General features: G+C 65.9%; 11 protein-coding genes. 8 read left to right on the forward strand and 3 right to left on the reverse strand.

Annotation, left to right across the window (positions count from 1 at the left end):
- The first annotated feature begins 25 nt into the window (after positions 1 to 25).
- The 8 genes from BM190_RS31320 to BM190_RS31355 all read left to right on the forward strand — a co-directional run bounded on the left by BM190_RS31320 (position 26) and on the right by BM190_RS31355 (position 9,538).
- Entirely contained in the window at positions 26 to 682 is a 657-nt protein-coding gene (locus tag BM190_RS31320) for a DsbA family protein (protein ID WP_092261530.1), read from the forward strand.
- 217 nt (positions 683 to 899) lie between these two features.
- Positions 900 to 4,364, forward strand: coding sequence for a chromosome segregation protein SMC (gene smc / locus BM190_RS31325; RefSeq protein ID WP_092261531.1), 3,465 nt, complete (start codon positions 900 to 902; stop codon positions 4,362 to 4,364).
- 130 nt (positions 4,365 to 4,494) lie between these two features.
- A complete protein-coding gene (locus BM190_RS31330) occupies positions 4,495 to 5,475 on the forward strand; it encodes a small ribosomal subunit Rsm22 family protein (protein WP_092261532.1) in 981 nt (326 codons plus the stop codon).
- Positions 5,476 to 5,613: 138 nt separating this feature from the next.
- Positions 5,614 to 6,174, forward strand: coding sequence for a LemA family protein (locus BM190_RS31335; protein WP_018323315.1), 561 nt, complete (start codon positions 5,614 to 5,616; stop codon positions 6,172 to 6,174).
- Between the two features lie 34 nt (positions 6,175 to 6,208).
- The gene (locus BM190_RS31340) at positions 6,209 to 7,432 is read left to right on the forward strand and encodes a M48 family metallopeptidase (protein ID WP_092261533.1); all 1,224 of its coding nucleotides are present in this window, start codon (positions 6,209 to 6,211) and stop codon (positions 7,430 to 7,432) included.
- Positions 7,433 to 7,637: 205 nt separating this feature from the next.
- Positions 7,638 to 8,390, forward strand: coding sequence for a P-loop NTPase family protein (locus BM190_RS31345; RefSeq protein WP_018323313.1), 753 nt, complete (start codon positions 7,638 to 7,640; stop codon positions 8,388 to 8,390).
- A gap of 60 nt (positions 8,391 to 8,450) precedes the next feature.
- Positions 8,451 to 9,119: a P-loop NTPase family protein gene (locus BM190_RS31350; RefSeq protein WP_028141698.1), complete on the forward strand. Its 669-nt coding sequence runs from the start codon at positions 8,451 to 8,453 to the stop codon at positions 9,117 to 9,119.
- An 86-nt stretch (positions 9,120 to 9,205) separates the two neighbouring features.
- Positions 9,206 to 9,538, forward strand: a complete 333-nt coding sequence (locus tag BM190_RS31355) for a GIY-YIG nuclease family protein (protein WP_092261534.1) — start codon at positions 9,206 to 9,208, stop codon at positions 9,536 to 9,538.
- Positions 9,539 to 9,554: 16 nt separating this feature from the next.
- On the opposite strand, the gene BM190_RS31360 is transcribed toward BM190_RS31355, so the two are convergent.
- From BM190_RS31360 to BM190_RS31370, 3 genes are all read right to left on the reverse strand, one after another.
- On the reverse strand, positions 9,555 to 10,094 hold the full coding sequence (locus tag BM190_RS31360) for an adenine phosphoribosyltransferase (RefSeq protein WP_018323310.1): 540 nt from the start codon (positions 10,092 to 10,094) through the stop codon (positions 9,555 to 9,557).
- Between the two features lie 9 nt (positions 10,095 to 10,103).
- On the reverse strand, positions 10,104 to 12,269 hold the full coding sequence (locus tag BM190_RS31365; RefSeq protein ID WP_092261535.1) for an anthranilate synthase component I: 2,166 nt from the start codon (positions 12,267 to 12,269) through the stop codon (positions 10,104 to 10,106).
- A gap of 317 nt (positions 12,270 to 12,586) precedes the next feature.
- A complete protein-coding gene (locus BM190_RS31370; protein WP_018323308.1) occupies positions 12,587 to 13,276 on the reverse strand; it encodes a dienelactone hydrolase family protein in 690 nt (229 codons plus the stop codon).
- Positions 13,277 to 13,297 lie beyond the last annotated feature (21 nt).

Genomic DNA, 13,297 nt, shown 5'->3' on the forward strand with positions numbered 1-13,297 from the left:
ATTTTTGCCAATTCGGGAGCCGACCTTGATCATCACCCGCCGCGCCTTCACTACGATGCTGTCGCTGACCGGGCTTGCCGCGCTCGCCGGGCTCTCGCCGCTGCAGTTCGTCTCCGAGGCCATGGCGCAGTCGGCCGCCGACGTCGCCAAGCCCGTATCGCTGCCCGACATGGCGCTCGGCCCGAACGACGCCGCCGTCACCATCACCGAATACGCCTCGATGACCTGCCCGCATTGTGCCGCCTTCAACGAGCAGGTGTTCCCGAAGATCAAGAAGGAATACATCGACACCGGCAAGGTGCGTTACATCTTCCGCGAGTTCCCGCTCGACATCAAAGCCGCCGCCGGCTCGATGTTGTCCCGCTGCATCGCCAATGGCGACGGGCCGAAATACTTCGCGGTCACCGACATGCTGTTCCGCCAGCAGAACGACTGGGTGGTGAAGAACACCACCGAGACCCTGACGCGGATCGGCAAGCAGGCCGGCCTCACCCAGCAGCAGGTCGAGGCCTGCCTGAAGGATCAGGCGCTGCTCGACAAGATTGCCGCCGACCAGAAATATGCCAGCGACGTTCTGAAGGTGGATTCGACGCCGACCTTCTTCATCAACGGCGAGAAGATCAAGGGCGAGACCTCGTTCGAGGAGTTCGCCAAGAAGATCAATCCGCTGCTGAAGAGCTGATTCGCTCGTCAATATCCTGATTCGCATCTCGAAAGCCGTATCTTTCCCGGCATAAATCCCTTGGGAAAAGCGGCTTTCGCCGGTTGCCCTCGCGGCGCACCGCGGCCATTGTCCAGCCGCATGAGGCGCCTCGCGCGACTCGCCCGGATAGCGACACTGCCTTCCATGGTAGTGTCCCGGCAGGGGGATTCGCGCCTGCCAACAGAGATGCGTGCTTATGAAAATCACCCGCCTGCGCCTTCACGGCTTCAAGTCCTTCGTTGAGCCCACGGACTTCGTCATCGAGCCCGGCCTGACCGGCGTGGTTGGGCCCAACGGTTGCGGCAAGTCGAATCTCGTCGAAGCGCTGCGCTGGGCGATGGGTGAGACCTCGTATAAGTCGCTGCGCGCCGCCGACATGGACGCGGTGATCTTCGCCGGCTCCGGCAACCGTCCCGCGCGCAACCACGCCGAAGTGACGATGACGATCGACAATGCCGATCGCACCGCGCCGGCGGCGATGAACGACAGCCAGCTGCTCGAAATCTCCCGCCGCATCGAGCGCGAGGCGGGGTCGGTCTACCGCATCAACGGCCGCGACGTACGCGCCCGCGACGTGCAGATCCTGTTTGCGGATGCCGCCACCGGCGCGCGTTCGCCGGCCCTCGTCCACCAGGGCAAGATCGGCGAGATCATCCAGGCCAAGCCCGAGCAGCGCCGCCGCGTGCTGGAAGACGCTGCCGGCGTCGCCGGTCTGCACGCCCGCCGCCACGAGGCCGAGCTGCGGCTGAAGGCGGCCGAAACCAACCTGACCCGCGTCGAGGACGTGATCGGCCAGCTCGCAGGACAAATGGAAGGCCTGAAGAAGCAGGCCCGCCAGGCCGTGCGCTACCGCGAGGTCGCGGCCAAGGTCCGCAAGGCCGAAGCTACGCTGTTTCATCTGCGCTGGATCGGCGCGCATGCCGACGTCAACGAATCCGGCCAGACCCATGACATCGCCGTCCGCGAGATGGCCGAGCGCACCCAGCACCAGGCCGAAGCCGCCCGCATCCAGGCGATCCGCGCCGCCGAAATGCCGGCGCTGCGCGATGCCGAGGCGCGCGCCGCTGCAGGCTTGCAGCGCCTGACCAATGCCCGCGAGCTGCTCGACCGCGAGGAAGAGCGCGCCAAGGAGCGCGTCGCCGAGCTCGAGCGTCGTCTCGCCCAGTTCGAAGGCGATATCTCGCGCGCCCAGCAGCAGACCATGGACGCCGACGTCGCGCTGCAGCGGCTCGACACCGAAGACTCCGAACTGAAGGAAGAGATCAAGTCGCGCGTCGAGAAGCGCTCCGGTGTCGACGAGCGCGTCGGCGAAGCCGAGGCGGTGCTGACCGAAACCGAGCAGCAGTTCGCCGAGCTCACCACCGCGCTCGCCGACCTCACCGCCAAGCGCAACCAGCTCGAGGCCAACGTCCGCACCCACCGCGACAAGCTCGCCCGGCTCGACCAGGAGATCGCGAACGTCGCAGCGGAAGAGCAGAAGCTTGCCGCCGAGACCGGCGGCTTCGGCGATCTCGACGAGCTGACCGCGACGGTCGAGACCGCGGAGCAGACGCTGGCCGCCTCGGAAGCCGCAGCGCAAGCGAGCGAAGCCGCCCACGTCGCGGCACGCCAGACGCTGGAATCCTCGCGCTCGCCGCTGGTCGAGGCCGACAAGCGCGCACAGCGGCTCGAAACCGAGGCGCGCACGATTTCCAAGATCCTCAACGGCGAGACCAAGAATCTGTGGCCGCCGATCATCGACGGCATCACCGTCGACAAGGGTTTTGAAAAGGCGATCGGCGCCGCGCTCGGCGACGATCTCGATGCCCCGATCGACCCGTCGGCGCCGATGCGCTGGACCAATGTCGGCCAGACCGACGGCGATCCGGAGCTGCCCGAAGGCGCCGTGCCGCTCGCCAATCATGTGCAGGCGCCGGCCGAGCTGACGCGCCGTCTGGCCCAGATCGGCGTGGTGCCGCGCGAGCGCGGTGCCGAGCTGGTCTCTCAGCTCAAGACCGGCCAGCGGCTGGTTTCGCCCGAGGGCGACGTCTGGCGCTGGGACGGTTTTGTCGCGGCCGCTCACGCCCCGACCGGCGCAGCGAGGCGCCTGGCCGAGCGCGCCCGCCTCGTCGACATCGAGAACGAGCTGGAGCAGGCCCGCATCGACGCGCAGATCAAGCGTCAGGCGCTGGAGAACGCCGAGTCCGAGCTGCAGATGGCGGCCAGCACCGAAGGCGCCAGCCGCGAAGCCTGGCGCGCCGCGCAGCGCGAGCTCAACGTCGCGCGCGAGCGTCATGCCACCGCCGAGCGCGAGATCAGCCGCCATGCCGCGCGCAAGGCAACACTGTCGGAAGCGCACAGCCGTCTCGCCGCCGACCGCGCCGAGGCCGAAGCTGCGTATGAATATGCCGAAGCCGGCATTTCCGAGCTGCCGTCGAGCGAGGACACCGAAACCCGTCTCGCCGCGGTCCGCAGCGACATCGAAGGCCATCGCCGCATGGCCGCCCAGGTCCGCGCCGAGGCGCAGGCGCTGGCGCGCGAGGCCGAGCTCGCCGACCGCCGCGTGCAGGCGATCCTGGCCGAGCGCACCGAGTGGCAGAACCGCAAGGAGAGTGCGGCCTCCCACATCGACACCATCCAGGCCCGCATCGCCGAGCTCACGATCGAGCGCAGCGAGCTCGAAAACGCGCCGCAAGTGTTCGCCGAGAAGCGCAGCGCGCTGATCACCGAGATCGAATATGCGGAAAACGACCGCCGCATGGCCGCCGACGCGCTCGCCACCGCGGAGACCGCGATGGCCGAGACCGATCGCGTCGCCAAGCTGACCTTGGAGGCGCTCTCCAGCTCGCGCGAGGCCACCGCCCGCGCCGAGGAGCGCATGGAAGGCGCCCGGCGCCGGCTCGAGGACATCGAGCGCGAGATCCGCGACATGCTGGAAGTCGAGCCGCAAGCCGTCGCCGGCCTTGCCGAACTTGAGCCCGGTGCGGAGCTGCCGCCGCTGCACGACATCGAGGAAGACCTCGAGAAGATGCGCCGCGACCGCGAGCGCCTCGGCGCCGTCAATCTGCGCGCCGAGGAGGAGCTGCGCGAGGTCGAGACCCAGCACACCGGCCTCGTCACCGAACGCGACGACCTCGTCGAAGCCATCAAGCGGCTGCGCCAGGGCATCCAGAGCCTCAACAAGGAAGCGCGCGAGCGCCTCTTGACCTCGTTCGAGGTCGTCAACAACCACTTCAAGCGCCTGTTCGTCGAGCTGTTCGGCGGCGGCGAAGCGGCGCTGCACCTGATCGAGAGCGACGACCCGCTGGAAGCCGGCCTCGAAATCATTGCGAAACCGCCGGGCAAGAAGCCGCAGACGCTGTCGCTGCTCTCGGGCGGCGAGCAGGCGTTGACCGCGATGGCGTTGATCTTCGCGGTGTTCCTCACCAACCCTTCGCCGATCTGCGTGCTGGACGAAGTCGACGCGCCGCTCGACGACCACAACGTCGAACGGTACTGCAACCTGCTGCACGAGATGACCGGCTCGACCGACACGCGCTTCATCATCATCACGCACAATCCGATCACGATGGCGCGGATGAACCGCCTGTTCGGCGTCACCATGGCCGAGCGCGGCGTCTCGCAGCTGGTGTCGGTCAGCCTGTCCGAAGCGGTGGACATCCTCGACCAGAACGTGGCGTGACGCTGCGGTCGTTCCACACCCATTGACGTCATCATCCGCGAAGGCGGATGATCCAGTACGCTGCGGCTTCTCGGTTGACGGCACTGTCTCGGAGTACTGGATGCCCCGCCTTCGCGGGGCATGACTGCGGATGATGATAGCCCCCACCCTCCCCGCCGAACTCAAGGCCGCCCTCGACGGCAAGCTGCAGGGCTTCTCCCGCACCGACGCTGCACAACGGTCGCAGAAAATCTCGACCGCCTACCGCGCCGGCGGCGGCTCCGGCACCATCAAGACGGACTCCGATGCGCTCGCCTATGCGCTCGCGCGCATGCCGGCGACCTACGCGGCCGTGGCCGCCAGCCTCAATGCGCTCACCGAGATTGCGCCCGATCTCGCCCCGGAAACGTTGCTCGATGTCGGCGCAGGTCCGGGCACCGCGAGCTGGGCCGCTGCGGAAGCCTTTCCATCGCTGCAGGATTTTACCCTGCTCGACGCCAACGCCACCTTGAGCCGGCTTGCACTCGAACTGGCGCGCGACAGCTCACGATTGGCGGAGTGCCGCTATCTGCCCGGCGATGCCGGCGGCAACCTCACTGAAGTCTCGCCAGCCGATCTCGTCGTCGCCAGCTACGTCATCGGCGAGCTGGGCGAAAGCGACCAGCGCAAGCTCGCGGACGCGATGTGGGCAAAAGCGCGCCACGCGCTGGTCGTGATCGAGCCCGGCACGCCCGCCGGCACCGCGCGCATCCTCGCCCTGCGGCAGCAGCTGATCGCGGCTGGCGCTTACGTCGCCGCCCCCTGCCCGCACGAAAAGCCCTGCCCGCTCACCGCGCCCGACTGGTGCCATTTCAACCAGCGCCTGCCGCGCTCGCAGGCGCACCGCCAGATCAAGGGCGCCGAGATGCCGTTCGAGGACGAGCGTCTTATCTACGTCGCGCTGACCCGAACGCCGCCGACTACCCGTGCCGCGCGCGTGCTGGCGCCCCCGGATGTCGGCAAGGCCGAGATCACGGCCAAGCTCTGCACCGAGGACGGCGTCGCCATCACGAGGGTGCCTCGCCGCGACAAGGCCGCCTATGCTGGGGCACGCCGCTGGCGCTGGGGCGACGCTATTCTGTCCGAAAGTTAACCTCGTTCCGGACTTTTGCCTTGAACGCGGGCGGCTCCACATTCGACCAAGTCTTACCTCCCCTCTGCGCCGGGCTCTCATCCTGCGCCAATTTGGTCTAGGCTAGCGCCTGCCTTCTTCCCCCTTCAGGAGTTCTCCATGTCGACCGGCTGGATCGTTCTCGGCGTCATCGTCGTCCTCGCGCTGTTCGCCTTCAGCGCCTACAACCGCCTGGTGGCGCTGAGCCAGCGCGTCGGCCAGGCCTTTGCCGATATCGACGTGCAGCTCAAGCAGCGCCACGACCTGATTCCGAACCTGGTCGAGACGGTGAAGGGCTACGCCTCGCATGAGCGCGGCACGCTCGACGATGTCATCAAGGCACGCAATTCGGCGATGTCGGCGCAGGGGCCGGCGCAGGTTTCTGCGGCCGAGAACCAGCTGTCCGGCGCGCTCGGCCGGCTGATCGCGCTGTCGGAGGCCTATCCCGACCTCAAGGCCAACGCCAATTTCCAGCAACTCGCATCCGAGCTTTCCGACCTCGAGAACAAGATCGCGGCGAGCCGCCGCTTCTTCAACAACGCGGTCCAGGAATACAACACCGGCATCCAGCAGCTGCCCGCCGCCTTGTTCGCAGGCATGTTCGGCTTCACCAGGAAGGACTTCTTCGATCTCGGCGCCAGCCGCACCGAGGTCGAGGCCGCGCCGCAGGTGAAGTTCTGATCTTGAGCCGATAGGCCGGCAGGGCACCCGCGTCATGGCCGCGTATGGACTCTACACGCACATCGCCTCGAACAAGCTTCGTTCGATGCTGCTGCTCGCCGGCCTGTTCATGCTGGTCTACGTGCTGGTCTATGCTGGCGCGCTGGTCGCCGAAGTCGTCATCAACGGCAATGAGACCGTCGTCTATTACCTGAGGCGCGCCCTCCACGATCTGATCGTGGCCGCGCCGGTTGCGACGATCGTGGCGGCGGCCTGGGTCGTGATCGCCTATTTCTTCCACCAGTCGATGATCGACGCGGTGACCGGCGGCCACGACGTCACGAGGCAGGAGGAGCCGCGGCTCTACAATCTGCTGGAAAACCTCTGCATCTCGCGCGGCATCACCATGCCGAAGCTGAAGATCATGGAGAGCCCGGCGCTGAACGCGTTCGCGACCGGCCTCAATCCGCGGCAATATTCGATCACCGTCACCACGGGTCTCCTCGATGCCCTGAACGACAAGGAGATCGAGGCGGTGCTGGGCCACGAGCTGACCCACATCAAGAACGGCGATGTGCAGCTGATGGTGGTCGCCGTCATCATCGCCGGCGTGGTCGGCTTCTTCGGCGAATTGTTCTTCCGCCTGTTCACCAATTTCAACTGGAGCTCCGGCTCCGGCGGCTCATGGTCCTCGGGCTCCTCCTCGTCGTCGCGGTCGTCCTCCTCCTCGAGCGACAACAAGAGTTCCGGCGGCGGCGCGGTAATCGTGATCATCATCGCGATCGTGCTGATCGTGGTGGCCTGGCTGCTGTCCCAGGTGGTCAAGCTCGCACTGTCACGTTCGCGCGAATATCTCGCCGACGCCGGCTCCGTCGAGCTGACGAAAGACCCTGATGCGATGATCTCGGCGCTGCGCAAGATCGAGAATCGCGGCGAGCTGCCCGGCGCGACCTCGGCCGTGATGGAGCTCTGCGTCGACAATCCCCGCGAGGGCTTTGCCGATCTGTTCGCGACCCACCCATCCGTGCAGTCCCGGGTCGACGCGCTGGTCAAGTTTGCCGGCGGCCACGATCCTGGCCCGCGGCCGCTGGCCGAGGAAACGGAGGAGCCCGAGGCGCAAGCCGACCTGCAGGACGCCCCACCGCCGCTGCGTCATGGCCCGTGGGACGACGCCAGCGGCCCGGCCGCTCCTCCGCCGCCCCTGCCCGCACCCGGCCCCTCGGAGACCGCGAGCAGCAAGCCTACAGGCAATCTCATGGGTCCCTGGGGCCGTCATTAAGCACGCGATGTCCTGCCATGCGCGGCGGGTTTCGCCGCGATTGGGAAAAACTTCGGGAATTGCCGTATCGACATGCCGAGGATTTGAATTCTCCCTTGTTTCTGCCATGTTCGCGCCCAACAGCAGACTTGGGACATCCTTGGGACATCGATTTGGGGCCCGGCCGATTGCGACCTCGCGATCGGGGGCGCGTTAGGGGACAGCAATGGCAAAGCCGGCAGTGGTTGTGGTGGGCGCGGACAAGGGCGGGGTCGGCAAGACCACGGTGTCGCGGACCTTGCTCGATTATTTTTCCGCCAACAACGTGCCGACGCGCGCCTTCGACACGGAATCGCCGCGCGGAACCCTGAAGCGCTTCCACCCCGACATCACCGAGATCGTCGACATGACGACGACATCGGACCAGATGAAGATCTTCGACACACTTAACGCGGTGAGCCCGTCGGTGACCGTGATCGACGTTCGCGCGGGCCTGCTCTCGCCTGCGCTGGCTTCGCTGCGCGACATCGGCTTCCTCGACGCCGCCAAGGCCGGCCAGATCACCTTCGCGGTGTTCCACATCCTCGGACCCTCGATCGCCTCGCTGGAGGAGATCGCCGAGACCGCCGGCTTCATGACCGGCGCAAAATATTTCCTGGTGAAGAACTTCATCAACGACACCCAGTTCTTCCAATGGGACCAGGCGACCTACAATTCCTACTTCCACCGCATTAAGGACGCGACCGAGCTGACCATCCCCAAGCTCAACGAAATGGCCTATGAGCAGGTCGAAGTGTCCTCCGTCCCGTTCCTGAAATTCGTCGCCAACAAGGGCATCAGCGACGAGGCCGCGAACTATTCCTTCGTGCTGCGCGGCTATGTCCGGCACTGGCTGGCGAATGTCTGGAGCGAGTTCGACCGGATCCGGCTGACTGACATCGTGGGTTCGAAGCCCGTCACCCGAAACAGCGAAAAATAGTTGCGCAAGCAGGGCTGATACGGCTGGATTGGTCGCCAGGTTCGACTGATATAGCTGCCGATGCCCGCAACGCCCGTCTACATCATCTGCTCGCCCCGCCCGCAGGTCGGCAAGACACTGCTGGCGCGGCTGCTTGCCGAATTTCTGCTGCTCAAGAACGGCAATGTCGCGGCCTTCGACGTCAATCTGAAGGAACCGTCGCTGCTCGACTACCTGCCAAAGATCACGGAGACCGCCGACGTGATCGATACCTACGGCAAGATGCAGCTGATGGACCGCGTCATCGTCGATGACGGCATGGCCAAGGTGATCGACCTCGGCTTCCACGCCTTCGACGAGTTCTTCAAGATGACCGACGAAATCGGCCTCTTGAAGGAGGCCGCCCGCCGCCACGTCGCACCACAGATCCTGTTCGTCGCCGACACCGACCGCGCCTCGGCCCGCGCCCACGAGATGCTGCGCGGGCAGATCCCGCGGATGAACCTGATCACCGTGGACAATGAATATGTCGTGCGCGGCGAGCTGCCGGCCGCGATGGCCGGCGGCCGCCTGTTCCGCCTGCCTGCCTTGCCCGGCTTCCTCAAGACCTATGTCGACCGGCTGAACTTCTCCTTCACCGGCTATCTGCGCCAAGAGAAGGACGCGTCGACCGAGCTGCACCAATGGACCCGGCGGAATTACTTTGCTTTCCGCGAGCTCGAGCTCAGCCTGATCCTGCAGCGATCCTAGATAATTTCACCCGGATAATATTGACTGCGGGTTGAAGCGGGCTTATTGAGGCGGACATCGGTATCCCCTCAGCAAGGCCTGTCACCGTGAGCATCGACCGGAAAGCAGCGATCGCCGCCTACAAGGAGCGAAAGACCATCGCGGGCGTCTATGTCGTCCGCTGTGCGGCCTCCGGCGAGGCCTGGGTCGGCCAGGCACCGAACCTCGAGACGATCCAGAACCGCATCTGGTTCTCGCTACGCCAAGGCAGCCACACCTGCCGCAGCCTCCAGGCTGCCTGGAATGCGCATGGCGAGGCCGGCCTGACCTTTGGCGAATGCGAGCGCCTGGAGGATGAGGAAACCGCCTATGTCAGGAACGCACTCCTGAAGGAGCGCCTGCTGCATTGGCGGGATGAACTGAAGGCCGAGGCGATCTGAAGATCGCGGCGACCTCTCAGTGTCCCTCGAACGTCATCAGCGTTCGCACGGGCACGTCCATGGCGCGCAGCTTGGCGGCGCCGCCGAGCTCGGGCAAGTCGATGATGAAGCAGGCGGCGACGACGTTGGCGCCGATCTGGCGCAGCAGCTTCACCGCGCCCTCCGCGGTGCCGCCGGTGGCGATGAGGTCGTCGACCAGGATGACGCGCTCGCCGGGCTGGATCGCGTCGACATGCATCTCCATCTCGTCGATGCCGTATTCGAGCGAGTAGGCGATGCGCACGGTGGTGTGCGGCAGCTTGCCTTTCTTGCGGATCGGCACGAAGCCGGCCGAGAGCTGGTGCGCCACTGCGCCGCCGATGATGAAGCCACGCGCCTCCATGCCTGCGACCTTGTCGATCTTGTTGCCGGCCCAGGGATTGACGAGCTCGTCCACCGCGCGGCGGAACGCGCGCGCGTCAGCGAGCAGGGTCGTGATGTCGCGGAACATGATCCCCGGCTTGGGATAGTCGGGGATGGTCCGGACGCTCGCCTTGATATCGTGGTCAAAGGTCATTGGTGCCTCTCAATCGACACGCGCATCCAACCGGAACGCGTTTTCAACAATACGCAAGCCCACCTCATTGCTGAGCGACATCAGCGATTCCGGGTGGAATTGCACGCCGGCGACCGGCAGCGTCTTGTGCTCCAGCGCCATGGCGACACCGTCCTCGGTGCTGGCTGTGACGGACAACACCTCCGGCATGCTGTCGCGCTCGAAATAAAGCGAGTGATAGCGGCCGATGACGATCTCGTTCGGCAGATTGCGCATCAATCGCCCGCCGCGCACCTGCACCCGCGAGGGCCGGCCATGGGCGGGATGGGTGAGTTGGCCGAGCTCGCCGCCGAAATATTCGCCGATCGCCTGCACGCCCAAGCAGACGCCGAACACCGGCAGCTTCCTCTCCAGCGCCGCGTCGATCGTCTTCTTGATCCCGAAATCTTCCGGCCTGCCGGGACCGGGCGACAGCACCAGCAAATCCCATGTCTTCCGCTTGAGCATGTCGAGCGCATGCACATGGCGGACCACGGTAACGTCGGCGCCGACCTGGCGGAAATAATCAGCGAGCATGTGCACGAAGCTATCGTCGTGATCGATCAACAGCACCCGCTTGCCCGAGCCGGTCGCATCGGGCGCAAAGGTCGACAGCGGCTTCGGCGGATCGCCGCGCAGCGCCTGGAACAGCGCGGCGGCCTTGACCTGGCATTCGCGGTCTTCAGCGGCCGGATCGGAATCGAACAGGCAGGTGGCGCCGACGCGCACTTCGGCGAGACCATCCTTCATGCGGATGGTGCGGATGGTCAGGCCGGTGTTGATGCTGCCGTCGAAGTTCACCGCACCGATCGCGCCGGCATACCAGCGGCGCGGCGAGCGCTCGTGATCCTCGACGAACTGCATCGCCCAGAGCTTGGGTGCGCCGGTCACCGTCACCGCCCAGGCGTGGGTGAGGAAGGCATCGAGCGCGTCGAAGCCGGGGCGCAGCATGCCCTCGACATGATCGACGGTGTGGAAGAGCTTTGAATAGGTCTCGATCTGGCGCCGCGCCAGCACCTTGATCGTGCCGGGCACGCAGACGCGCGCCTTGTCGTTACGGTCGACGTCGGTGCACATGTTGAGCTCGAACTCGTCCTTCTCCGAGTTCAGGAGCTGGCGGATCTGCTCGGCGTCGCCGATCGCATCGCTGCCGCGCGCGATCGTGCCCGAGATCGGGCAGGTCTCGACCCGGCGCCCGTCCGACCGCACGAACATTTCCGGCGAGGCCGACACCAGAAATTCGCCCTCACCCAGATTCATCAGCGCGCCGTAGGGCGACGGGTTGATGACGCAGAGGCGCTGGAAGACTTCGGCCGGCGAACGATCGCAAGGCTCGGCGAACAGCTGCCCAGGCACCGCTTCAAAGAGATCACCGCGGGCGAAGGCCGCACGCGCGGTCTCGACCGTTGCCTGATATTCGCCGGGCGCGTGATCGGCAAAACCCTGCCGCGGCGTCTTCAGATACGGACTCTCGGCAGTCTCGCGGGGCAGGCCCTCGGTGGATTTGCCCTTCCAGGCAAAGTCGTACGAGAGCACCACGCCGCGGCCGGTGGCGCGGTCATAGGCCAGCAGGCGATCGGGGACGTAGAGCACGATGTCGCGCTGGTCCTGCTCGCGCGCGCGCTTCTGCACGAGGTCCTCGATCTGGAACACCAGGTCGTAGGCGAAGGCGCCGAACAGGCCGAGCAGTCCGTCGTCATTGGCGGAGAAGGCGGCGACGAGATCGCGCACCAGCGACATCACGCTGGCGCGCCGCGTACGCTGGTCTTCCTCGACCGGCGCATCGCCGCGGATGATGTGGCCGGCAAGCCGCGTCGCCGTCTTCTCGGAGATGACGACGCAGGGCTCGCGCAGCACATCGACCAGGAAGGCGATCAGCACCTGCCCACGCTCGTTCAGCGCTTCCAGCTTGAAATTGACGCCAGTGGTCTCGAGCTTGAGCGGCGGATCGGAGAAGCCGAGGTCAAAGCTCTCATAGCGGCCGGGCACGGTCGTGCCCGAGGACAGCACCACGCCGCGACGGCGGTCGAGCAGGCTCACGAGATCGTCGAGCCTGTTGGCGCCGCCGGTGAACTGCTCCGCCACGCGCGTGATCGCGAGACCCGCGCGGGTCGCGTACTCACTTCTGGCCGGGAGGGCAAAGACTGTCCTGTTCATGTGATCCTCTTGGGGTCCTCTTACGAGACTTGCCGAGGAAACGCCACACAGGACAAACGATCAGGCCGCCGCACTGCGTTGGCGACCTCAGACGATTTGGGAAAGGAAAATCGCACCGGCCACCTCGTTAGGAGGTGCGCCACCAAAAACGGGCTGGGCGAACGGCGGTGCTCATGGGGGCGATACTCACCATGGCGCGGGGGCGGCGTCAAGGGTGGCCGGGCAGTAGCCCGGATGGAGCGCAGCGCAATCCGGGGTTCGTGCCACAAGGGAAAGTCCCCGGATTACGCTGCGCTCCATCCGGGCTACAGGCTGGGTCAGGCTGCGCTGTTACCGCCGAGATGATTGGCGAAGAACTTGATTGCCCTGCCCCAGGCGAGCTCGGCGGCCTCGCGGTCATGCACGGCCTGGCGCTGCTCGTTGACGAAAGCGTGCTCGGCGTCATAGCGGAACAGCTCCAGCGACTTCCCGGCGGCCTTCATGGCCTTCTCGAAGCCGCCCACCAGCTCCGGCGTGCACCAATCGTCCTTGTTGGCGAAATGGGCCTGGAGCGGGATCTTGACGTCGGCGGGCTTGGCCGCCTGCTCCGGCGGGATGCCGTAGAACACGACGCCGGCCGCGAGCTCCGGTACATGCACCGAGCCGATGATGGTGACGGCGCCGCCGAGACAGAAGCCGGTCAGCCCGACCTTGGCACCGTTACGCGACAGATATTGCGCGGCGCCGCGTACCGTCTGCGTGGTGGCGTCCATGAAGTCGAGCGAGTTCATCTCCTTGTTGGCGCTGTCCGTGTCGTGATACGGCACCACCTTGCCCTTGTAGAGATCGGGCGCCAGCGCGTCGAAACCGGCCAGCGCGAAGCGGTCGCACAGGCCTTTGATCTGGTCCGACAGGCCCCACCATTCCTGGATCACGACCACGCCCGGCGCGTTGCCGCGCGCGGCATTGGCGAGATAGCCCGAGGCCTCCTTGCCGTCCGGACGCTTGAAGGTGATGGCGGTTCCCATGGTGTCCTCCGATGAGTTCTT

Source organism: Bradyrhizobium sp. Rc3b (genome assembly GCF_900114915.1).
Lineage (GTDB): Bacteria > Pseudomonadota > Alphaproteobacteria > Rhizobiales > Xanthobacteraceae > Bradyrhizobium.

Bases quoted from the DNA above. Each gene is read 5' to 3' on its own strand.
- smc (WP_092261531.1), top strand. From the start codon at position 900: ATGAAAATCACCCGCCTGCGCCTTCACGGCTTCAAGTCCTTCGTTGAG.
- BM190_RS31330 (WP_092261532.1), top strand. From the start codon at position 4,495: ATGATGATAGCCCCCACCCTCCCCGCCGAACTCAAGGCCGCCCTCGAC.
- BM190_RS31335 (WP_018323315.1), top strand. From the start codon at position 5,614: ATGTCGACCGGCTGGATCGTTCTCGGCGTCATCGTCGTCCTCGCGCTG.
- BM190_RS31340 (WP_092261533.1), top strand. From the start codon at position 6,209: ATGGCCGCGTATGGACTCTACACGCACATCGCCTCGAACAAGCTTCGT.
- BM190_RS31345 (WP_018323313.1), top strand. From the start codon at position 7,638: ATGGCAAAGCCGGCAGTGGTTGTGGTGGGCGCGGACAAGGGCGGGGTC.
- BM190_RS31350 (WP_028141698.1), top strand. From the start codon at position 8,451: ATGCCCGCAACGCCCGTCTACATCATCTGCTCGCCCCGCCCGCAGGTC.
- BM190_RS31360 (WP_018323310.1), bottom strand. From the start codon at position 10,094: ATGACCTTTGACCACGATATCAAGGCGAGCGTCCGGACCATCCCCGAC.
- BM190_RS31365 (WP_092261535.1), bottom strand. From the start codon at position 12,269: ATGAACAGGACAGTCTTTGCCCTCCCGGCCAGAAGTGAGTACGCGACC.
- BM190_RS31370 (WP_018323308.1), bottom strand. From the start codon at position 13,276: ATGGGAACCGCCATCACCTTCAAGCGTCCGGACGGCAAGGAGGCCTCG.